This window comes from Mesorhizobium sp. BAC0120, from assembly GCF_033542235.1.
Lineage (GTDB): Bacteria > Pseudomonadota > Alphaproteobacteria > Rhizobiales > Rhizobiaceae > JAWRCU01.
In genome coordinates this window covers 92,406-113,329 of sequence record NZ_JAWRCU010000013.1, presented here as the reverse complement: position 1 = coordinate 113,329, position 20,924 = coordinate 92,406, and the positions used below count along the sequence as shown (strand labels likewise).

The following is a 20,924-nucleotide window of genomic DNA, read 5'->3' as shown; positions in this document are numbered from 1 at the left end:
GGGCGAAAACAAAAGACCTGCCTATGCTGAAAATTGGTAGGCTCCCGCTTTATAGTTTTCTGCCGTGCGTTCGGGCGAGCTAGATGAGCGAGTAGCGCCAAGGGCTTATTTATGTCAGCTTCCTCATCATCGGTTGTCATTGAGACCGATGGTGGGAGAGCGACATGCAAGCCACGGCACCAACCAAGCGCGACACTCATCCGACTACGGCCGGCACGATACAGCTCAAGGACATCCAAAAGCGCTTGCCGCTGCGGGTTCTCTCAAAGGACGATTGGCAGCATTGGACGACGAAGGGCTATGTCATTGTCCGTCAGGCCGTGCCTGCAGCCAATGTGGCTCGCCTTGTCGATCTGCTCTGGAAGTTTGACGAGAAGGACCCCGGCGATCCTTCCACGTGGTACGCGCCGCAGCGGCGCGACCACAAGATGAAGGAACTCAACAATACGGGGATGCTGGAGATCTACAATCACCAGTACCTATGGGACAATCGAATGGAACAGCGCGTCTACGACGTCTTCGTCGACATCTGGGACAGGGAGGACCTATGGGTCACGATCGATCGCGCCAACCTGAACCCGCCGAAGAGGATCAAGGGAAATCCCAACGGCTTCATCCACTGGGACGTTGATACCTCGCTCCGGCCGCTGCCGGTCGGCGTACAGGGGGTTCTGAGTCTTCAAAAACAGGATGGTGATGTCGGCGGATTCCAGTGCGTGCCCTATCTGTTCGAGCATTTCGAGGAATGGGTGAGAAACCAGCCGGACGATCGAGACCCGATGCACCCGGACATCACTGGCCTGGACATTGTCAATATCGATATGGAGCCGGGAGACCTGATGATCTTCAACTCGCTTCTCGCGCATGGTGTCCGGCCGAACCACTCCGACAAGCGCGTGCGCATGGCGCAATATATCTCCATGCACCCGGCGGACTGGGATAATGAGACGGAGCGGTTGGAGCGTATCCGGCTCTGGCGCGAAATGGACCATCCGAAGCGAGACGCCTTTCCCGGCGACCCACGTGAATGGGAAAAGCACAATGCCGAAACGGCCGGCTTACGCCCCTCGGTGAAAAGCTGCTTGGCCTGAGCAGTTGGTGAGGTCGATCGGAACCAGACTCCTAACCCAGCCAAAAAAGGTGCCCTGCCCCGCCACAAAGAAATCCAGCCGGCGGTCTCTTGACCTCAACTGGACTTGAAGTCCTACCAACCCGGTCATCGCGTCGTTGCACGCCTTGACCAGGAGAATGACTGTGGCCGAAAGCATAGCCGTACGTGTCGATTGGCGCGCCCTTTGGGCAAGCGGGGACCTGTTCCGCTTCTGCTTCGTAAGCTGCGGCATACTTCTGCACGCCACCAACGAGACCATGATCGCGACGATCATGCCGGCGATGGTGGGTGACATTTCCGGCGTCGAGCTGGTCAGCTGGTCGCTGGCGCTCTACGAGCTTGGCGCAATCTCAGCGGGCGCGGCCGCCGGTCGGCTTGTCAGCTACGTGCCGCTCAGGACGAACATGGCCGTGGCCGCCCTGCTCTACGCAGCAGGCGCGCTCACCTGCGCGGCTTCGCCGTCGATGCCGGTCTTCCTGCTCGGCCGCGTGGTCGAAGGGCTCGGCGGCGGTGCGCTGGTGTCGCTCGCTTTCGTTTCGGTGGAGCGACTGTTCGAGCGCAGAATCTGGCCGCAGCTCTTCGCGATCATATCGGGAATATGGGGTGTAGCCGCCTTCGCGGGCCCGATGCTCGGAGCTCTGGCCGCTCAATACTTGTCATGGCGCTGGGCGTTCGGCCTCTTCTCGGTTGGCGGCTTCGCGATGGCGGCAGCGAGCCTCATCGTTCTCGCAGGGACGGCAGCGAAGGTGGAACCACGCGCAGCGGCGTCGTCGCCGCGATTCCCGTTCCTGCCGCTTGCTTGCCTCGCAGTCGCCGTCACATTGATCGCAAGCGCCGGCGTGTCGATCGAGGTCGTCCGTTCGTCGATCCTGCTCCTGCTCGGACTTGTCGGTCTCGTCCTCTTCTTCACGCTCGATTCGCGCTCGCCGGAAGCCCGCCTCTTTCCATCGGGGCTGTTCGACTGGCGCTCGGAGGTCGGCACCGGCATGACGGTGATCGCCGCCTTCTCGATCGCGACCTGTTCCTTCGCCATCTATGGCCCGCTGATCCTGACCAGCCTGCACGGCATTTCCGTGTTGACGACGGGCTATATCATTGCTGCCGAGTCCATCTCCTGGTCGGTGCTCTCGATCGTCGTCGCCAGCGCTCCGCCTCACCGCGAGCGAGCGATCATCGTCACCGGCGCGTTCATGATCACTGCCGGTGTTGCCGGCTTCGCCTATTCCGTGCCGGCGGGCTCGATCCCGCTCATTCTCGCCTGCGCCATGCTACAGGGCGGCGGCTTCGGCATAGCCTATCCCTTCGTGACCCGCATCATCGTCTCGGACGCACCGGAAGGTGAACGCACGATTGCGTCCTCGGCCGTGCCGACCATGCAGCGTATCGGCTATGCCGTAGGCGCGGCGCTCGCCGGCATCATCGCCAATGCCAGCGGCTTTTCCGAAGGGCTGTCCGGCGCGACGGCGGCAGGCGTTGCCAGATGGCTGTTCGTCGCGTTCGTGCCGCTCGGCATGCTGGGCTGCCTCGCGGCGGTCAGGAGTTCGACGAAGATATGAGCAGGGCCGCCCAGCTCAGCCGGGCGGTTCCGTGATACGATGCGCCTGCATACTGGCAACGGATGGCCGGGGCATCTTCGTTGTCCGGTCTCGTCAGCGAGAAGGATCCTCCCATGAAACGCCTTGCCGCCGTGGCGGTTCTGCTTCCGCTGGCTGCCCCGCCAGCCAACGCCGGTCTCGGACTCGGCATTCTCACCTGCAGCATCGACGGGGGAGCAGCCTATGTGATCGGCTCCAGCAAGACGGTGCATTGCACCTTCATACCGTCGCAAGGCGGCACTGCGGAACGCTACACCGGCATCATCTCAAAGCTCGGCGTCGATGTCGGCTACACCCATCAGGGCGCCCTGCAATGGTCTGTGCTCGCCGCCGGATATGACTATGATATCGGCGCGTTGGCCGGCAGATATTATGGCGTCAACGCCGAGGCGAGCATCGCCGCCGGCGGCGGCGCGAATGTTCTGGTGGGAGGTTTCCGCAGGGCGTTCACCCTGCAGCCGCTCAATGTGCAGTCGCAGACCGGCCTAAACGTCGCCGTGGCAGTGACCTCGATGCAGTTGGAACGAGCGTTTAAATAGCGCGGCGTATCCCTTGAGCCGCTCCCGCTCAGTGATCCATCGCCTTGACGATCTCCTCGGTCATCTTCTTGGCGTCGCCGAGCAGCATCATCGTGCCGTCCTTGTAGAACAGCGTATTGTCGATGCCGGCGTAGCCGGAGCCCAGCGAGCGCTTGACGAACAGGCAGGTGCGCGCCTTGTCGACGTCGAGGATCGGCATGCCGTAGATCGGGGAGCTCTTGTCGTCACGCGCCGCCGGGTTGGTGACGTCGTTGGCGCCGATGACATAGGCGACGTCCGCCTGCGCGAACTCGCTGTTGATGTCTTCCAGCTCGAACACCTCGTCATAAGGCACGTTGGCCTCGGCGAGCAGCACGTTCATGTGACCCGGCATGCGGCCGGCGACCGGATGGATGGCGTATTTCACCTCGACGCCGTTCGCCTTCAGCTTGTCGGCCATCTCGCGCAGCGCGTGCTGCGCCTGCGCGACCGCCATACCGTAGCCGGGCACGATGATGACCTTCTGTGCGTTCTGCATCAGATAGGCCGCGTCTTCCGCCGAGCCCTGCTTTACCGTGCGCTCGATGCCGTCGTCGGCTGCCACAGCCGTCTCGCCGCCGAAACCGCCGAGGATGACGGAGATGAACGAGCGATTCATGCCCTTGCACATGATGTAGGACAGGATCGCACCGGACGAGCCGACCAGCGCACCGGTGATGATGAGCGCCAGATTGCCAAGGGTGAAACCAATGCCTGCGGCTGCCCAACCCGAATATGAGTTGAGCATCGAGACCACCACCGGCATGTCGGCGCCGCCGATCGGGATGATGATGAGCACGCCGAGCGCCAGCGACACGGCGACAATGAGCCAGAACATCAAATGGCTCTGCGTGGTGACGAGCAGCACGATCAGTGCGATCAATGCAATGGCGAGCGCGATGTTGATGAGGTGACGCGCCGGCAGCATGATCGGCTTGCCGGACATGCGCCCGTCGAGCTTCAGGAAGGCGATGATCGAGCCGGTGAAGGTGATGGCGCCGATTGCCACACCGATGCTCATCTCGATCAAGGCCTGACCGTGGATGTCGCTCACCGTGCCGATGCCGAAGCTCTCGGGAGCGTAGAGCGCTGCCGCCGCCACCATGACCGCCGCGAGGCCGACCAGCGAGTGGAAGGCGGCCACGAGCTGCGGCATCTTGGTCATTTGGATGCGCCGCGCAATGATGGCGCCGATGCCGCCGCCGATCGCAAGCCCGAGCACGATCAGAGCAAAGCCGCCCCAAGACGGCGTGGCAAGCGCCAGCGTCGTGAGGATGGCGATGGCCATGCCGGTCATGCCGTAGATGTTGCCCTGCCGGCTGGTCGTCGGGTGGGACAGCCCGCGAAGCGCCAGGATGAAGAGAATGCCGGAGACGAGATAGAGGAAGGACGCGAAGTTGGCGTTCATCGTCACTTCTCTTTCTTCTTGTACATCGCCAGCATGCGCTGGGTGACGAGGAAGCCGCCGAAAATATTGACCGAAGCGAGAGTGAGCGCCACGAAGCCGAAGCCGGTGGCGAGCCCCGAGGCAGAAATGCCGACCGCGAGCAGCGCGCCGACCACGATCACCGAAGATATGGCGTTGGTGACCGACATCAGCGGCGTGTGCAGCGCCGGCGTCACCGACCATACCACGTAGTAGCCGACGAAGATCGCCAGCACGAAGATCGCGAAGCGGAAGACGAACGGGTCGATCGCCCCGCCGGACAGCGCATGCGCGGCGCCGCCCGCAACATCCGCTGCGCTGCCATCCGCTAGGCCGCCGACCGCAGTCTTCACGGCCGCCACCGACTGATCGAGCTGGTCGAGGGCCTTATCCAGAGCAGACTTGTCCATCAGGAATTCCCCCCGGATTTCTTGGAAGCCCTCTTTTTCTGGACAGGCACCAGCGCCTCCTCGGTCGGAGCCGCTTCGACCGCGCCCGCACCGACGGCGCCCTTGAGATGGGCGAAATTCGGATGAACCACTTTGCCGCCATCCGTCAGCATTGTCGCCTTGACCAATTCGTCCTCGCGTTTGATGGCAAGTTGCTTGGCAGCCTTGTCGACCATCGTCTCGAGGAAGGCATAGAGGTTCTTGGCGTAGAGCAGCGAGGCCGATGCTGCAATGCGGCCCGGCATGTTCAGGTGGCCGACGATCTTCACGTCGTTTGCCGTCGTCACCACCTTGCCGGCGACAGCACCCTCGACGTTGCCGCCGCGCTCCACGGCGAGATCGACGATCACCGAGCCCGGCTTCATGGAGGCGACCATCGCCGCCGTTACAAGCCTGGGCGCCGGCCGGCCGGGGATCAGCGCCGTGGTGATGACGATATCCTGCTTGGCGATGTGTTCGGCAACGAGCGCAGCCTGCTTCGCTTGGTATTCCCTGGACATTTCCTTGGCGTAGCCGGCCGCGGTCTCGGCTGCCTTGAACTCCTCGTCTTCGACAGCGATGAATTTCGCGCCGAGCGAGGCGACCTGCTCCTTGGCTGCGGGGCGGACGTCGGTCGCGGTCACCACGGCCCCCAGGCGCCGCGCCGTCGCGATCGCCTGCAGCCCGGCAACACCGGCGCCCATCACGAACACCTTGGCGGCTGGCACCGTACCGGCCGCCGTCATCATCATCGGCAATGCCCGGTCATATTCGGCGGCAGCGTCTATGACTGCCTGATACCCGGCGAGATTGGCCTGGCTGGACAACACGTCCATGGACTGTGCGCGGGTGATGCGCGGCATGAACTCCATGGCGAAGGCGGTGACTCCGGCCTTCGCCAGCGACCTCACCGCCGCATCGTTGCCGTAGGGGTCCATGATCGCTATGATGGCAGCTCCCTGCCTGTAGCCTTTCAGCTCGGCCTCGGTCGGCCGTCTGACCTTCAACACGACGTCCGCCTTGCCGGCGTCCTTCGCGGTGCCGATCGTCGCGCCGGCATTGGCGAAATCGCTATCGGGAATGCGCGACCGAGTTCCTGCGCCTGCCTCCACGATCATGTCGAAGCCCAGGCCGGCAAGCCGCTTTACGGTTTCCGGCGAGGCTGCGATGCGCGGTTCGGACGCATCCGTCTCCTTTGGAATGAATATGATCTGTCCCAACGCTTACCCCCTATCAGGCCGGAACAACGCCGCGGCCGCGTGAATGCGGCCTGCAGCGCAAGAAAGCGAGCCCGGCGCTAACGAAGCAGGAAGTAGCCGACCGCACAGATGATGAAGAAGAGAACCGTCGCCGAGAAGAAGCCCGCTGACGAGACGAAGAAGCCGAAAGCCATCGCGATCATGAGCGCCGCGACAATCAACGAGCCGAACTTCGTCAGTATGAGGAAGCGATGATAGGTCCTGTCGTGCTCGGCGTAATCCATCTGGGCGCCCAGTTCGACAGGGCCGGTCGGCGAATGATCAGCCATTGAATTACCTCGTATAGACTCTGTGGCGCTGATAGCGAAAAGCGGCCGCAAGGGCAATGGCGCGTTTGCCGCATGGGTTCAGCGAGTAGCGAATAGCGAATAGGGACAGCAACCCGCTCCCCCTGATTCTCATTGCTACTCGCTATTCGCTACTCACCATTCGCTCGATGCCGTTAGAGCCGCTGCCTTCGTGGAAGAGGCGTTCAGCCGTGGAGCTGCGGGAAGATGCCGAGCAGGCCGACGATGATCAGGTATATCGCCACGATATAGTTCAGCAGCCTCGGCACGATGAGAATCAATATGCCGGCTATGAGTGCGATCAGCGGTGATGCCGGAATTCCCATGATTTCCATCCTTCTCCCCCAAATCAATGCGATCGACGGCCGTCCGAATCGCCGGCGTTCTCGATGAACCCTTGTCGCATAGGTTGCATCACTCGGCCAATTATGGCGAGCGCCCACGCATAGCTATTTAGAGCAGGATGAAGGGCTGCAATCCATTCATGCTGCGCTGGCGTCGGCAGAAACGACGCCGTGCCCCCCGGCAAAGCGTCTTTCGCCGGGGCCGGGCGGGGGGCTGGGGAGGCCGGGCGAAAGACGCTAAGCCGCCGCGAGGGAGTATTTCGCGGTCGGGAGGACGGTGAGCGGAACCAACTCGCCGCGCTGCGGGCGCTTAAACAGCATGCGCTGCTCGAAGGTGCTCGAAATGAAAAAGGGAAAACGCCTGAGAATATTAGCCATGTTGGCTTCGCAATTCGATTCGCACAGGATGGTCTGAACGCTGAGCCCTTCGTAGGACCGCGGCTTGCCAACCTGAACCGAATTGATGACGCGCTGATAAAAAGCGCGATGCTCTTCGCGTATCGTCGAAAGGCAACTTGTCGCGTTGAAATGGAGGCTGGCCGCCACCGCCAATCGCACCGTGACATAAGGCAGCCCGCGGTGAGCAGCAGCCATCTCCGGATCGGCCGCCAGCCGGCTCGGATCGACGAAGGTTTCACCGCGCAGGAGCCGCGGATGCAGCAGGTCGCCGAATGCCAGCATTGAACCCGACATTGGGCTTGCCAGACTGAGATGATGTATCCGAATGGTGCTGGCCAATTCTCCGTCGATGAAGATGCCGAAACGATAGCAGTTCGGCGTCTCGTCAAGGTCATCGGAGATGAGGCGATCTTTGATCTCGCCTACCATTCCAGCCAGCCGGTAGGCATTGTAGCGAAGCCGGTAGATCGCCTCCAGATCCTCGGCGCCTTCGCACCTGCGGTATTCCACACGCTCCAGCAGGTTTAGTATACCTTGGGCGAAGGAGGAGACCTCACCCTCTTGGCTTGTACTCGAAGATACTCCTGAAATACTCGAACTGCTCATAGTTTTGCAGGCCCACCGCACCGTCCATAAAGGAAACGTAAACCATAATTCCGAATATGAAAAGCCAAAATTTTTGAGGAGCTTATTTACGTTTAGTTAACCTTAATTCGTAGCTAATTTGCGCGAAAATAGCGAAACCCGCAACTCAGATTTACTACGAAATCAGCGTCTGGCGCATTGGACGAAACGGTGCGCAGCGGTTTTCGGACAATTCCGATGCGTCGACAAGGATATCAGCGGCGAGGTGATTCAACTTGCACGCACCGCCTTTGGTGCGTGATCAGCGCTGAACCGCGCGTCTTGCCGACTTCAATTCGCTGGCAAACGGCCAGACCGTCGTGGACATGGTCTCGATGCCCGAAGCCGTCAACGCGGAGCCAAACAGAAAGCCCTGCACGAGGTCGGGCTGCACCTTGAGCGCCAGCAGCCTGAGTTGCTCGAAGGTCTCGACGCCTTCGATCGTGACGCTCAGTCCGAGCGGCCGCGACAGATTGACAATGCCGGTCAACAGCTCGAGCGAGCGTTGATTCTGGGTGACGTCGATCAAAAAGCTGCGGTCGATCTTGATCTTGTCGAGCGGCAGCTTGTGCAGATAGCTGAGGCTCGAATAGCCGGTTCCGAAATCGTCCAATGCAATGCGGACGCCGAGCGCCTTGAGTTCCTCGATCAGCTCACGTGCCTGCGATTTGTCGTCGAGCAGCACGGTTTCGGTCACCTCGACTTCGAGCCGATGGGCGGCGAGCCCGGACTCGGCCAACGCCGCGCGAACCTTGTCGACGATACCGCGATCGCGAAAGTCCTTGGCCGAGAGGTTGACAGAGACGCTCGTGTCTCCCGGCCAGCGCGTGCATTCACGCGTTGCCGCGGCGAGCATGAAATTGCTGATCTCGGAGATGATGCCCATCTCCTCCGCAAGCGGGATGAAGACCGCCGGCGAGATCGGGCCGAGATCCGGATGGTCCCAACGGCAAAGCGCCTCGCAACTGGCGATTCGCATGGTTTCGATCGACACGATCGGCTGATAGACGACCCGCAGCCCTTTCGCTTCGACCGCGCTGCGCAACTCAGCCTTGAGCAATTGCCGGTTGCGGAATGCGGCGTCCATCGTCGCCTCGAAAAGCCGCCAGCCGTTCTTGCCGAGCTCCTTTGCCTTGTAGAGCGCCAGATCGGCTTTGACGATCATGGCATCGATATCGGAGTCCTTGACGCATGACAGTACTGCGCCAGCGCTTGCCTGGACGCGCAGCGAATGGCCGGCGACGTCGACCTCACCCTGCAGCGCCTTGAAGATATTTTCGAGGATCGACGAAAGCTCGGCCTCGCTTTCGACATCGTCGATAAAGATCATGAACTCGTCGCCGCCGAAGCGGCTGACCTTGGTGCGATCGTTGCCGAACCCCGACAGCTTTTCGGCGACGGCGTAGATGAGCCCGTCGCCGATAGGATGACCAAGCGTATCGTTCACGCTCTTGAAGTCGTCCAGATCGAAGGCGACGAGCGCGCAATTGCGTTCCTGATCTCCGGTCGCCATCATCTCGCCCGCGAGCTCGTGGAAATAGGCGCGGTTTATGAGCCCGGTCAAATTGTCGTAGCGGGCCATCGAGCGGATCTTCTCCTCGGCCTCGATGCGCGTCGAGACGTCCTCGAAAGTGATCACGCCGAGACCGCCGGCGCCCTCGCTGACCGAGAACTCGACGTAGCGCCCATCGGCCAGCCGCACCTGGATCTTGCGTCCCCGCCCCTCATGCAGCGCACGCGTGAGCTGCGCCTCCAGGTAGTGCCCGTCTTTTGCGCGTACCATGCCGCTGGCGATGGTGCGCATGACAAGCGCTCCCAAGGAGCGGCCGAGCAATGCGTCGGATTGCTTGACGCCGAGAGTTGCATTGGCCTCGGCGTTGGCAACGACCACGCGACCGTCGGAGTCCAGCATTATTAGCCCGTGCGACATCGTATTGAGCGCGCGGTCGAAGCGCTGGGCCAGATCGGTCGATTTCTTCTCCTCTGTGATGGCAGTAAAAAGTACCGTGCGCACGCGCGCAGCCATCTTGGTGATTATGAACATCACCGGCACGATGTATAATCCGAAGACTATGTGGGCGATGTCGCCCTTCAATAGCTCGCCGAGCGCGATCGGCAGGATCAGAACCACCGACAATATGGCAACCATCGTCTTCGAGCCGTAGTTGCGGCCCACAACGGTGATGGTCGACGCGACTGCCGCCGAAACGGAGGCGACTTCGCCGTAAGGGTCGGGCACCCAGTAAATGGCGACGAAGCAGAAGAGCCCCATGAAGAAGCCTTGGATCGTTCCGCCAATCAGGTAGGAGCGCTCGGCCTTGAGCGCAGAGGCATAGTCATGGATGCAGTCGGCTTTCCGATATTGCTCAATGCGATAATACCGATAAAAGCCTGCCGCGAGCACTATGACGGCGAGCCAAGCATAGATAGGTTCGCCCGTCCTTTCGTAGACGAGCAGGGCTAAGAGAAAGTAGCAAATCGCACCGACGACGAGGACGAAGGCGTCGTGGAACAGTGACCGCACGAAGCCAACATAAACGTCTTCGGATATGTCTTCGGGTCTGTTTATTTTCATCGCCTGCGGAACCGCCCGAGCCGCAGTCATGGCATGTCCGCATTAAGGAAAGGTTTTGGCCTCAGCTTGGGTAAGCTGCTGGCTACCGATCGGCTATTCTGCCGCCTGCAAGGTGATCTCTGCGACGGGCGCGCTGATCCGCTCGAGAAGCCGTTTGCGCTCCTCGGCTGCCCTGGCTGCACTTGCCTGCTTGACGTGCCCGTAGCCGCGGATCAGCTGGGGCGCCGAGGCGAGCGCAGCCGCAGCTTCGATTTTTGCCGGCGAGATCAGCTTCAGGATCAGGTCGAGATCGCCTTGGTACTCGGCAAGAAGCCGGCGCTCCATGCGCCGATCCTCGCTGCGGCCGAAAATGTCGAGCGGCGTGCCGCGCAACGGGCGCAGCGCCGCAAGCACACGGAAGCCCCGCATCATCCACGGGCCGAAGCTCGACTTGCGCGGCTTGCCGTCGGGGCCCTTGCGCGCGAGGATTGGCGGCGCAAGATGGAATTCCAACTTCTCGAAGCTCTGGAACTGGCTGGAAAGCTGGCGCTGGAAAGCGCCATCGGTATAGAGGCGCGCGACCTCGTACTCGTCCTTGACCGCCATCAGCCTGAAAAGGTTGCGGGCCACGGCTTCGGTGACGACAGTCGAGCCCGGCCTGGCCTTCGCTTCGGCAGCACGGATTTCGGCAATGCGCCGCTCGTAGTGTCGCGCGTAGCGCCGGTTTTGGTAAGCGGTAAGGAACTCTACGCGGTGCAAGATGACCTCGTCGAGCGTCGCGGCGAGAGGCTGTGCGGCAGGTGCGTCCTGCCTTGCAACAAGGCTACGCACGAACTGCGGCTCGTGGGCGGCGCGCCGGCCCCAGCGGAACGCAGCGATGTTCATGGCGACAGCCTGACCGTTGAGCTCGATCGCCTTCTCGATCGCCTGAGCGCCGACCGGCAGCCCGCCGTGCTGATAGGCAAAGCCCAGCATGACCATATTGGCGCCGAGCGAGTTGCCGAACAGGACCGAAGCCGTCCGCGTCGCGTCGAAGAAGTGCGAATGCGTGTCGCCGGCAGCCTCGCGTATCGCCTTCTTCAGGCGCTCCACGGGCAGCGAGAAGTCGGCCGAGCGGGCGAATTCGCCGGGCATGATCTCGGCCGTATTGGCAACGAAGATCGTGTGGTTCTGCCGCACGGCGGCAAGCACTTTTTTGGCGCCGGAGACGACGAGGTCGCAGCCCAGCACGAGGTCGGCCTTGCCGGCCGACACACGGATCGAGTGGATATCGTCGGGCGATCTGGCGATGCGGACATGGGTGAAGACGGAGCCGCCCTTCTGGGCGAGACCGGCCATGTCTATCATGCCGCAGCCCTTGCCTTCGAGATGCGCGGCCATGCCCAGTACGGCGCCGACGGTCACAACTCCGGTGCCGCCGACCCCGTCGATGATGGCCGACCAGCCATTGTCGTCTGCCAGCGATGCCGGCTCCGGAATGCCCTCCAGAGGATCGGTCTCGCCCGCCGCAGCTTCCGCCTTGCGCAGTTTGGCGCCGTGCACCGTCACAAAGGACGGGCAGAAGCCCTTGAGGCAGGAGAAATCCTTGTTGCAGCTCGACTGATCGATGCGGCGTTTGCGGCCGAACTCGGTCTCGACCGGCTGCACCGACACGCAGTTCGACTGCACGCCGCAATCCCCGCAACCCTCGCAGACGAGCTCGTTGATCATCACCCGCTTGTCGGGGTCGGGATAGGCGCCGCGCTTGCGGCGCCGGCGCTTCTCGGCCGCGCAGGTCTGGTCATAGATCAATACCGACACGCCCTTCACTTCGCGCAACTGGCGTTGGACCTGGTCCATGTCGTCGCGATGATGGACGGTCGAGCCAACCGGGAACTCGACGGCACCCTTATATTTTTCGGGGTCGTCTGAGACGATGGCGATGCGCTCGACGCCTTCGGCGCGCAGCTGGCGGGCGATCATGTCGACCGTGAGGTTGCCCTCGAGCGGCTGTCCGCCCGTCATGGCGACAGCGTCATTGAACAGGATCTTGTAGGTGATGTTGACCTTGGCAGCGAGCGCGAAACGGATCGCCAGTATGCCCGAGTGGTCGTAGGTGCCGTCGCCGAGATTCTGAAAGAAGTGCTCGCGCTTCGAAAACGGCGCCTGCCCGACCCACTGCGCACCTTCCCCGCCCATCGCCGTAAAGCCGACCGTCGAGCGGTCCATCCAGAGCGCCATGAAGTGGCAGCCTATGCCGGCGCCCGCGATCGAGCCCTCCGGAACGTTGGTCGAGGTGTTGTGCGGACAGCCCGAGCAGAAAAAGGGCGTACGGCCGGCGATGTCCTTGGTCTCCGAAAGCATCGCCTGGAACTGCCGGATGCGTGCGACCTTCTGCTCGATCTCCTCGACCGAGCCGATGACGCGCAGGATGCGCTCGCCGATCGCGATTGCGATGTCGTTCGGGTCGAGCGCGCCCTTGGCGGGAAACAGCCACTGGCCACGTTCGTCCTTCTTGCCGACGACCTCCGGCTGCATGGAAGTGCCGTAGAGATTTTCGCGCAGCTGCACCTCGATAAGAGAACGCTTCTCCTCGACGACGATGACCATTTCCAGGCCGCGAACGAAATCCTTGAGATGCTCGATGTCGAGCGGCCACGGACAGCCGACCTTGAACAGCCTGACGCCAAGCTCGGCGGCACGCGCCTCGTCTACGCCGAGATCGTCAAGTGCCTGGCGCACGTCGAGATAGCTCTTCCCCACGGTGATGATGCCGATCTTCGGCTCGCGGCCACCGGAAAAGACGACGCGGTTGATGCCGTTGGCGTGAATGAAGGCGGCGGCCGCCGCACGCTTGTATTCGTGCAGGCGCTCCTCCTGGCCGAGCATGTCGATCTCGTTGCGGATGTTGAGCCCGCCTTGCGGCATCTCGAATTCCGGTACGACGATGTTGAGCCGGTCGAGCGACACGTCGACGGAGGCCGTCGATTCGATGTTGTCCTTGACGCATTTGATCGCCGTCCAGGTGCCGGCAAAACGCGAGAGCGCATAGCCGTAGAGCCCGTAGTCGATCAGCTCCTGCACGCCGGCCGGGTTGAGGATCGGGATCATCGTATCGACGAACAGGAACTCGGTCGCATGCGCGATCGTCGAGGACTCCGCCATGTGGTCGTCGCCCATCAGGGCGAGCACGCCACCGTACCTTGACGAGCCGGCGAGGTTGGCATGACGAAAGACGTCGCCCGAGCGGTCCACCCCGGGCCCCTTGCCGTACCATAGGCCGAAGACGCCGTCATATCTGCCTTCGCCGAGCAGCTCGGTCTGTTGCGAGCCCCATACGGCAGTCGCCGCGAGTTCCTCGTTGAGGCCCGGCTCGAACTGGATGTTCGACTGCGACAGCTGCTTCTTTGCCTTCCAGAGCTGCAGGTCGAGCCCGCCGAGCGGAGAGCCGCGATAGCCGGATACGAACCCAGCCGTATTCAGGCCGGCGATCCGGTCGCGCTCGCGCTGCATGAGCAGCATGCGAATGATCGCCTGCGCTCCGGACAGGAAGATGCGCTCCTTGCCGAGATCGAACTTGTCGTCGAGCGCGACGTCGTGAAGCGTCATCAGGCGTCTCCTCAGAGCATGATCCCGAAAAGTTGCAGACCTTTCGAATAAATCATGCTGCAGAAACAAAGAGCTAGAGCAGGATGAATGCTCCTTCCAAGCATCCTGCTCCGGCGCAGGCGCACGCCGAATCGCGCACGCCCTGCGTCCAGGTCGAGATGCCATAGGTTTTCTGCCAATAATGCATCAGGCGTCAAACGAAATCGGCTTATCCGCGAAAAGAGCCATGGCGCAGACGCGGCATTGCGGCTTACGCGAACAAAGATGCGCAGCTAACCCGCATCACGCATGAAAATTTCGTCCCATGGTTGGCTCACCATCATGGAGGCCGTCCCTTCTGACGGATCAGCCGGCATCCGGCACAGGGTCGGCAAGGTAGGCGGAACCACTCGGGGGCGGAGATTCACCTCTTGGTCCGAACTTGACCCGGCGACGCAGCGCTCGTTACGCGTCGCGGTGGGTATCAGGCCAGCGCCTTCGAAATGTCGTTCGCGGTCTGGATTACCAGCGGGGCCAGGCCTTCGAGGCGCATGTCGGGCATGCGCTCCGCCGGTCCCGATACGCTCACGGAGGCAAAAACCCTGCCAGCCGCATCCCTGATAGGCGCGCCGATGCAGCGAAGTCCAACCTGGTTCTCCTCATTGTCGATGGCGAAGCCGCGGGCACGGATGAGAGCAAGCTCTTCAAGGAGCTTGCCAAGGTCCGTGATCGTATTGGGCGTGTATCGCTTGAGACCTTCCTCCTGCGCGATCCGGCGCACCAGCGCCTCGTCCTGAAATGCCAGAAATGCCTTGCCAACACTCGTGCAATAGGTCGGAGCGGCTTCGATCGTGGTCAATGTGGTGAGCCGCGAATTGCCCATCTCCTCGCGCTCGACGCAAACCATCTGACTACCGTCAAACATGTGGAAATGAATGACCTCGCCAGTGAACAGCTGCAGCTTGGCGATGTGCGGATGCGCGCGCCGGGGTGTGTCAAGGCTCGCCAGCACGCTGCTTCCGTAGTAAAACATCTTCAAACCGAGCCTGTAGCTCTGACGGCGCCCATCCTGGTCGAGCATGCCGACCTCTCTCAGCGAGGTAACGATGCGATGCACCGTAGTCCGGGGCAGACCAGTGGCTTCCGAGATCTCGCCGACAGTCAACGTCGGATGAAGCCTGGTGAAGCAGTCCAGCACCGAAGACATCTTGCGCAGCGACTTTGCGCCTGAATCTCGGTTCTCTCTAGCCTCCACTTCAGGCCCTTCTGCGGGCTGAACGCGAGCCGCCGGAACACTTTCGGCCTGCTCCATGGTTTTCCTTTCCATATTTGCTTACTGCCTCGAAGTTATCTTTCGGACACGCGCTTCGAGGCGCCTCGCAATCCATTCGAGACCAAAGCATAGAACGAAATACGCGGCTGCTACGATCGTAAAAACAATGAACGGCTCGTTCGTCCTGATGACGACTTCTCGCCCTAGACGCGTGAGCTCGCTGATTCCCACCACCGAAACCAACGACGTATCCTTCACCATCAGGATCGATTGACCAAGCAGAGAGGGAATGATTGCCATCAAGGCCTGCGGCAACACTATGTCCCTGAGGCGCTGCGTCAGCGTGAAACCAATCGCAATCGCGGCCTCATTCTGACCCTTGTCCAAACCCAGCAGCCCGCCCCTGATGATCTCGGTCATATAGGCGCCATGGCTCAAGGCAAGCGCAACAATTGCCGTCGTGACCGGGCCGATGTCGACGTTGTAATATGGCAAACCGTAGTAGACCAGAAAGATGAACATCAGGAACGGCACACTGCGAAAAATGTAGACGTACAGTCCCGCAATGAAACGGAGCAGCCTATAGCTGGAACTGCCCATTAGGCCACCAACGACACCCAGGGCGAGCGCTGGAATGAAAGCCGAGATGGTTAGTACAATGACGATCGGCATCCCTGAAAGGATCAAGCCGGCAGCATCGTAGACCAGCGACAGGAGCACCATGCTCAGACCCTCCGGTGCCTGGAGAAGCCGGCACGGCGCTCATATTGATCGACGAGCAGGTTGAGCACGACACAGATGACGACGTAGATCAAGCAGCTCACCAGATAGGCCTCCAGGAATTGGTAAGTCTCGTTGCCGACGTCGTCGGCGGCCTTGGTGATCTCCAGAACCGCGATCGTGTATAGTAGCGAGGTGTCCTTGATGAGCTGCACGAACTGACCGGTGATGGCAGGCAGGATCGTCGGCGCCGCCTGAGGGATCAGGACGCGTGCCAGCAGGACCCGGCGGCTGAGGCCAAGGGCCATAGCCGCTTCCGTCTGACCTTGCGGGATGGCCGCAAGCCCGCCGCGGGCGATCTCGGCTATGTATGCGCCCGAATTGAAGGTGAGCGCGACCACACCTGTCGCAAAGGCGGACAACGTAACGCCCAGTGCCGGCAGGCCGAAGTAGATGAAGTACACCTGGACGAGCATCGGCGTGTTCCGCACGACGGAAACGTAGATGGCGACGACGCGTCCCGCGGTTCCCTTGGAAGAGAAGCGGATAATGCCTGCCAACCCACCGGCAAAGAGCGAAAGGACAAGGCCGAAGGCGGCTGCCGTCAAGGCATTTTCCAGCCCGCGCAAATAGATGTCGCGATAATGCCAGAAGAGGTCATAGGCTGCGGCGAACATGGCTGCCTCAGTGATGCAGTATCTGGTCGAGGAAGGCGCGTGTCCGCGCTTCCCGCGGGTTCGCGAAGAACGCCGCAGGTGGGGCGCGTTCGACCACCTGCCCTGCCTCCATGAAGAGGATTTCGGTGCCCAGCTCGCGAGCGAAACCCATCTCATGGGTCACCACGATCATGGTCATGCCACCAGCCGCCAGGCCACGCATGACCTGCAGCACCTCTCCAACCATTTCAGGATCGAGTGCAGAAGTGGGTTCGTCGAACAGCAGCAATTCGGGCTCCATCGCCAGAGCCCGGCAAATGGCGACGCGCTGCTGCTGGCCGCCGGAGAGCCTTGCGGGATAACTATCGGCTTTGTCCGCCAGACCAACGCGATCGAGCAGTCCCCTCGCGCGCTCGGCCGCTTCGCGACGGCTTTTGCCGAGGACACGCCGCTGGGGCAGCGCGATGTTCTCCAGCACGCTAAGGTGCTGAAAAAGATTGAAGCGCTGGAAGACCATTCCGATCCGACGATAGAGTTCTCGGGCGCGCATGTTCGCGAGATCGCGCCCTTCGATCGACATAGAGCCGCTGGTGAGCGGGCCGGCAAGGCGGTTGATGCTTCTGATCAAAGTGCTCTTCCCCGAGCCGGAGGGGCCGCACACGACCAGTACATCTCCCTTTCCGAACTCGAACGAAACGTCGCGCAGCGCATGGAAGCTGCCGAAGTGGAAATTGACGTCTCTCGCCTCGAAGAAAGTCATTCAGTCACCGAATTGATGAAAAGCCGGACGCTGAAGAGAGCGTCCGGCGCTGCGGATGGGGCTATTCCAGGGTCGCGCGCGTACCTTTGCCGCTTTCCGGCACGTAGGCCGCAATGCCAAGTTGTTCGACCAGCTTCTTGCGCGCGTCGGACACACCGCTGTTCTTCTCGAGGAAGTCCTTCTTCCAGTCGTCGCCATCAACCCAGTATGCGCGCAGGGCCTCGAGCTTGCCGTTGGCCTTGATCTCGGCGAGGAACGTATCGAGATATTTTTGCGCTCCGACGTCGTCCTTCCGCACGGCGAAGGCCCAGTTGTCAGAGCTGATCAGTTCGCGGGGCTTCTTCAACGATTGAAAGCCATACTCGCGATGCACGACACCGAGCACTGCCAGATCGTTCAGCGCGGCGTCGACACGGTTGGTCTTCAGGGCCTGGTAGGTGTCCGTGTCATTCGGATAGCTCTCAATTTCGGCGTTGGCGAAGAACTGCTTGGCGACATCAACCGCGCTGGTACCTGCCTTGACCGCTATCCGCTTGCCCGACTGGTTCAGGTCTTCCCAGGAGGCACCAGCGTCTTCCGACCGCACGATGGCGACTACGCCGGTAGAGTACCAGTTCTCCTGCGTGAATAGGATCTGCTCGGCCCGCTTGGGGGTCACGGTCATGCTCGTGGCCAGGATGTCCGACTTGCGCGTCAATAGCCCGGGAATAAGGCCGGCCCATTCCACATTCCTCAGTTCCAGGTCGACGTCGAGCCTGGCCGCTATCATGCGATCGAGATCGATCGAGAAACCGGCGGCATTGCCGTTGGCATCGCGGAACTGCCATGGCGCGGCCGAGAGGTCGTTCATGATGACGATCTTCTTGTCGCCTTGGATTTTCGCAAGCGTAGGGCTCTCGTCTCCTGCGATAGCCGCCATGCCAGTAGCCATCAGCAGTCCGAACGCCAACGGAATCAGCTTGTTGATATTCATCAATCACTCCCCTTGATCGAGTAATTAATCCCGCATACCGGAACATATGCGACATTCACGACCGGATGCATCCACATTTTTCTGGAACGCGCAAGCCTGACCCTTGACGAATTCAAACAATTTGGGCTGTAAATAGATTGCATTGATATTGTATTCCGTAATTCGGAATATGCAATACATTAAATAGCCCAGTTCCTGGAGAATGACATGCCCTCACCTTCTACTTCCGACAAAAAGCTCACGGGCATCATCCCGCCGATCACCATGCCCTTCGATGCAGACGGCAATCTCGTGGCAGGAGCGATCGCCGAGCAGGTCGACTTCATGATCGAGCAGGGCGTCGACGGCATGGTAGCAGGGGGCAGCACGGGCGAAGGACACACGCTCAACGACGCGGATTTCACAGCCTCGATGAAAGCCGTCCATGACGCAATCGACGGCCGTGTCCCCTTCCTTGCGGGTCTGATCATCAACAGCACGCGCAGCGCCATCGAGCGCGCCCGCATGCTCAAGGGACTGAACATTGCCGCGATGCAAGTCACCCCTGTGCATTACCTCTTCAAACCGAGCGAAGACGCCACAGTCCAGCATTTTCGTACGATCTGGGAGGAAACCGGCATCCCAATCATCATCTACAACGTGGTTCCGTGGAACTATCTGAGCTCGGACCTGATGCTGCGGATCATGGAAGAGGTGCCGGGCGTCATCGGCATGAAGCAGAGCGCGGGTGACCTCAAGCTCGTATCGGACCTGCTCCACCGCCTCAAACCGGAGAACATCGTGCTTACGGGCACAGATGCGTTACTCTATCCGGCATTCTCGCTTGGCGTGCACGGCGCGATCAGCGCCCTGACGTCCGCTGTTCCCGCAGTTACGGTGAAGCTTTGGAACCTGGTGCAATCGGGGGATCACAAGGCCGCCCTTGATCTGCATTATCGTCTGGCAGATCTGTGGGACGTGCTACCGCACGATAACCTTCCGGCCTGCGTGAAATATTGCCAGCATCGACAGGGACTGCCGCTCCATCTGCCGCGCGCACCGATGCCACCGGTCGGCGACAGTCAGAAGGGTCGTATCAACGAAGCGCTTGAGGCACTTCTGGCTTAGCGCGATCGAAGAGCCGCCGGCCATGGCGGGACGTCTTGTGCGTCCCGCCTGTGAACAATGCGTAAGACGGGCCCCGCCCGGAGGAGAAGGTATGGACTGGCATACATCGCAGTGGCCGCTAGCAGGCAGCCCCGACAGAATCAGCGGGATCGAGCTCAACCAGATCTGCGATGTCGCCGACCTCGCCCGAGAGGATCCGGATGTGATCAAGCTCTGGATCGGAGAGGGCGACCTTCCAACTCCCGACTTCATCCGCGAGGCGGCAGTCACGTCATTGGCGGCGGGCCAGACGCGATACACCTATTCCCACGGCGTGCCGGCGCTTCGCGAGGCGCTCGACCGCTATCACAGACGTCATTGGCGAGTGGAGATCGGGGCGGACCGCTTCAGCGTTACCGCGGGCGGCGTGCAAGCGATCATGCAAGCCTTCCAAGCAGTGCTCAATCCCGGCGACGAGGTGATCGTCCCGGTTCCCGCCTGGCCCAATCTGCTCGAGATCGTACGAATCCTCGGCGGCAAAGTGGTGCCGGTCAATTACCGCCTTACGGATGGAGGAGGCTTCCGCCTGGACCTCGACGACGTCCTCGCTGCCGTCACTCCGCGCACCCGGGTCATTGCAATCAATTCACCTTCCAACCCGACGGGGTGGATCATGCCGCGCGACCAGATGAGACAAGTGCTGGATTTCGCGCGTTCGCGCGGGATCTGGATCGTGTCTGACGAGGTCTACGCGCATTTCACCTATGACGGCACGATCGCGCCATCTTTTCTTGAGCTTGCAGCGCCAACAGATCGGCTGATCGTCACCAACACCTTCTCCAAGAACTGGTGCATGACCGGCTGGCGGATCGGTTGGCTCGTTTATCCGGCGGGCATGAGCACGATCTTCGACAATCTCAGCCAGTACAACACGACCAGCGTCGCGACCTTCATTCAGTACGCCGCCATCGCCGCGCTGGACCAAGGAGACGACTTCATCAAGGCGCTCGTGGCGCGATCGGCCAAGGGGCGCGAAATCATCTGCTCCGCGCTCGACAACCTGAGCAACGTGCAGGTGTTCTGGCCAGAGGGCACCTTCTACTTCTTCTTCTCCGTCCATGGCATGAACAGCGCCTACGACATGGCGCGGCGAATCCTGTGCGAGGCCAGCGTCGGCGTGGCGCCCGGCTCGGCTTTCGGCCAGGGCGGCGAGGCCTACCTGCGTGTCTGCTTCGCGGTCGATCCCAATCTCATCCAGGAGGGCGCCAACCGGCTCGTTGATTTCCTCAGGAAGGCCGCCTGAAT

At 61.3% G+C, this 20,924-nt stretch carries 17 protein-coding genes and 1 pseudogene; 5 read left to right on the top strand and 13 right to left on the bottom strand.

Annotated elements, in window-relative coordinates; all coding sequences use genetic code 11:
* Positions 1 to 164 precede the first annotated feature (164 nt).
* The 3 genes and pseudogenes from SAZ10_RS24900 (at position 165) to SAZ10_RS24890 (ending at position 3,245) form a co-directional block, all read left to right on the top strand.
* A pseudogene (locus tag SAZ10_RS24900) lies at positions 165 to 1,102 on the top strand (phytanoyl-CoA dioxygenase family protein).
* Between the two features lie 152 nt (positions 1,103 to 1,254).
* A complete protein-coding gene (locus tag SAZ10_RS24895; RefSeq protein ID WP_318612090.1) occupies positions 1,255 to 2,667 on the top strand; it encodes an MFS transporter in 1,413 nt (470 codons plus the stop codon).
* A gap of 113 nt (positions 2,668 to 2,780) precedes the next feature.
* Complete coding sequence (locus SAZ10_RS24890) at positions 2,781 to 3,245, top strand: DUF992 domain-containing protein (RefSeq protein ID WP_318612089.1); 465 nt, start codon at positions 2,781 to 2,783, stop codon at positions 3,243 to 3,245.
* Positions 3,246 to 3,273: 28 nt separating this feature from the next.
* On the opposite strand, the gene SAZ10_RS24885 is transcribed toward SAZ10_RS24890, so the two are convergent.
* From SAZ10_RS24885 to SAZ10_RS24825, 13 genes are all read right to left on the bottom strand, one after another.
* Positions 3,274 to 4,671 (bottom strand): NAD(P)(+) transhydrogenase (Re/Si-specific) subunit beta, encoded by a 1,398-nt coding sequence (locus SAZ10_RS24885; protein WP_318612088.1) that lies wholly within the window; start codon positions 4,669 to 4,671, stop codon positions 3,274 to 3,276.
* 2 nt (positions 4,672 to 4,673) lie between these two features.
* A complete protein-coding gene (locus SAZ10_RS24880) occupies positions 4,674 to 5,099 on the bottom strand; it encodes a proton-translocating transhydrogenase family protein (RefSeq protein WP_318612087.1) in 426 nt (141 codons plus the stop codon).
* Positions 5,099 to 6,337, bottom strand: a complete 1,239-nt coding sequence (locus SAZ10_RS24875; RefSeq protein ID WP_318612086.1) for a Re/Si-specific NAD(P)(+) transhydrogenase subunit alpha — start codon at positions 6,335 to 6,337, stop codon at positions 5,099 to 5,101. The genes SAZ10_RS24880 and SAZ10_RS24875 overlap by 1 nt, the downstream gene beginning before the upstream one ends.
* Positions 6,338 to 6,414: 77 nt before the next feature.
* The gene (locus SAZ10_RS24870) at positions 6,415 to 6,645 is read right to left on the bottom strand and encodes an aa3-type cytochrome c oxidase subunit IV (protein ID WP_318612085.1); all 231 of its coding nucleotides are present in this window, start codon (positions 6,643 to 6,645) and stop codon (positions 6,415 to 6,417) included.
* A 203-nt stretch (positions 6,646 to 6,848) separates the two neighbouring features.
* Positions 6,849 to 6,989, bottom strand: a complete 141-nt coding sequence (locus tag SAZ10_RS24865) for a DUF3096 domain-containing protein (protein WP_412535294.1) — start codon at positions 6,987 to 6,989, stop codon at positions 6,849 to 6,851.
* A 255-nt stretch (positions 6,990 to 7,244) separates the two neighbouring features.
* A complete protein-coding gene (locus tag SAZ10_RS24860) occupies positions 7,245 to 7,916 on the bottom strand; it encodes an N-acyl amino acid synthase FeeM domain-containing protein (RefSeq protein ID WP_412535295.1) in 672 nt (223 codons plus the stop codon).
* A 376-nt stretch (positions 7,917 to 8,292) separates the two neighbouring features.
* A complete protein-coding gene (locus SAZ10_RS24855) occupies positions 8,293 to 10,605 on the bottom strand; it encodes a putative bifunctional diguanylate cyclase/phosphodiesterase (RefSeq protein WP_318612082.1) in 2,313 nt (770 codons plus the stop codon).
* A gap of 93 nt (positions 10,606 to 10,698) precedes the next feature.
* The gene (locus SAZ10_RS24850; RefSeq protein ID WP_318612081.1) at positions 10,699 to 14,172 is read right to left on the bottom strand and encodes an indolepyruvate ferredoxin oxidoreductase family protein; all 3,474 of its coding nucleotides are present in this window, start codon (positions 14,170 to 14,172) and stop codon (positions 10,699 to 10,701) included.
* Positions 14,173 to 14,635: 463 nt separating this feature from the next.
* Positions 14,636 to 15,463: an IclR family transcriptional regulator gene (locus SAZ10_RS24845; protein WP_318612080.1), complete on the bottom strand. Its 828-nt coding sequence runs from the start codon at positions 15,461 to 15,463 to the stop codon at positions 14,636 to 14,638.
* A 21-nt stretch (positions 15,464 to 15,484) separates the two neighbouring features.
* On the bottom strand, positions 15,485 to 16,147 hold the full coding sequence (locus SAZ10_RS24840) for an amino acid ABC transporter permease (protein WP_318612079.1): 663 nt from the start codon (positions 16,145 to 16,147) through the stop codon (positions 15,485 to 15,487).
* Positions 16,148 to 16,149: 2 nt separating this feature from the next.
* Positions 16,150 to 16,821 (bottom strand): amino acid ABC transporter permease, encoded by a 672-nt coding sequence (locus SAZ10_RS24835; protein ID WP_318612078.1) that lies wholly within the window; start codon positions 16,819 to 16,821, stop codon positions 16,150 to 16,152.
* A gap of 7 nt (positions 16,822 to 16,828) precedes the next feature.
* Positions 16,829 to 17,560: an amino acid ABC transporter ATP-binding protein gene (locus SAZ10_RS24830; protein WP_318612077.1), complete on the bottom strand. Its 732-nt coding sequence runs from the start codon at positions 17,558 to 17,560 to the stop codon at positions 16,829 to 16,831.
* Positions 17,561 to 17,621: 61 nt separating this feature from the next.
* Positions 17,622 to 18,533 carry an ABC transporter substrate-binding protein gene (locus SAZ10_RS24825; RefSeq protein ID WP_318612076.1) on the bottom strand — a complete coding sequence of 304 codons (912 nt, stop codon included), beginning with the start codon at positions 18,531 to 18,533 and terminating at the stop codon, positions 17,622 to 17,624.
* A gap of 207 nt (positions 18,534 to 18,740) precedes the next feature.
* On the opposite strand from SAZ10_RS24825, the gene SAZ10_RS24820 reads away from it, so the two are divergent.
* Positions 18,741 to 19,640, top strand: a complete 900-nt coding sequence (locus SAZ10_RS24820) for a dihydrodipicolinate synthase family protein (RefSeq protein WP_318612075.1) — start codon at positions 18,741 to 18,743, stop codon at positions 19,638 to 19,640.
* A 91-nt stretch (positions 19,641 to 19,731) separates the two neighbouring features.
* Entirely contained in the window at positions 19,732 to 20,922 is a 1,191-nt protein-coding gene (locus SAZ10_RS24815; RefSeq protein ID WP_318612074.1) for a pyridoxal phosphate-dependent aminotransferase, read from the top strand.
* Positions 20,923 to 20,924 lie beyond the last annotated feature (2 nt).

What these genes read in the sequence shown, in the direction of transcription:
- SAZ10_RS24890 (WP_318612089.1), top strand. Translation starts at nt 2,781, where the DNA reads ATGAAACGCCTTGCCGCCGTGGCGGTTCTGCTTCCGCTGGCTGCCCCG.
- SAZ10_RS24885 (WP_318612088.1), bottom strand. Translation starts at nt 4,671, where the DNA reads ATGAACGCCAACTTCGCGTCCTTCCTCTATCTCGTCTCCGGCATTCTC.
- SAZ10_RS24880 (WP_318612087.1), bottom strand. Translation starts at nt 5,099, where the DNA reads ATGGACAAGTCTGCTCTGGATAAGGCCCTCGACCAGCTCGATCAGTCG.
- SAZ10_RS24870 (WP_318612085.1), bottom strand. Translation starts at nt 6,645, where the DNA reads ATGGCTGATCATTCGCCGACCGGCCCTGTCGAACTGGGCGCCCAGATG.
- SAZ10_RS24865 (WP_412535294.1), bottom strand. Translation starts at nt 6,989, where the DNA reads ATGGGAATTCCGGCATCACCGCTGATCGCACTCATAGCCGGCATATTG.
- SAZ10_RS24855 (WP_318612082.1), bottom strand. Translation starts at nt 10,605, where the DNA reads ATGAAAATAAACAGACCCGAAGACATATCCGAAGACGTTTATGTTGGC.
- SAZ10_RS24850 (WP_318612081.1), bottom strand. Translation starts at nt 14,172, where the DNA reads ATGACGCTTCACGACGTCGCGCTCGACGACAAGTTCGATCTCGGCAAG.
- SAZ10_RS24845 (WP_318612080.1), bottom strand. Translation starts at nt 15,463, where the DNA reads ATGGAGCAGGCCGAAAGTGTTCCGGCGGCTCGCGTTCAGCCCGCAGAA.
- SAZ10_RS24840 (WP_318612079.1), bottom strand. Translation starts at nt 16,147, where the DNA reads ATGGTGCTCCTGTCGCTGGTCTACGATGCTGCCGGCTTGATCCTTTCA.
- SAZ10_RS24835 (WP_318612078.1), bottom strand. Translation starts at nt 16,821, where the DNA reads ATGTTCGCCGCAGCCTATGACCTCTTCTGGCATTATCGCGACATCTAT.
- SAZ10_RS24830 (WP_318612077.1), bottom strand. Translation starts at nt 17,560, where the DNA reads ATGACTTTCTTCGAGGCGAGAGACGTCAATTTCCACTTCGGCAGCTTC.
- SAZ10_RS24825 (WP_318612076.1), bottom strand. Translation starts at nt 18,533, where the DNA reads ATGAATATCAACAAGCTGATTCCGTTGGCGTTCGGACTGCTGATGGCT.
- SAZ10_RS24820 (WP_318612075.1), top strand. Translation starts at nt 18,741, where the DNA reads ATGCCCTCACCTTCTACTTCCGACAAAAAGCTCACGGGCATCATCCCG.
- SAZ10_RS24815 (WP_318612074.1), top strand. Translation starts at nt 19,732, where the DNA reads ATGGACTGGCATACATCGCAGTGGCCGCTAGCAGGCAGCCCCGACAGA.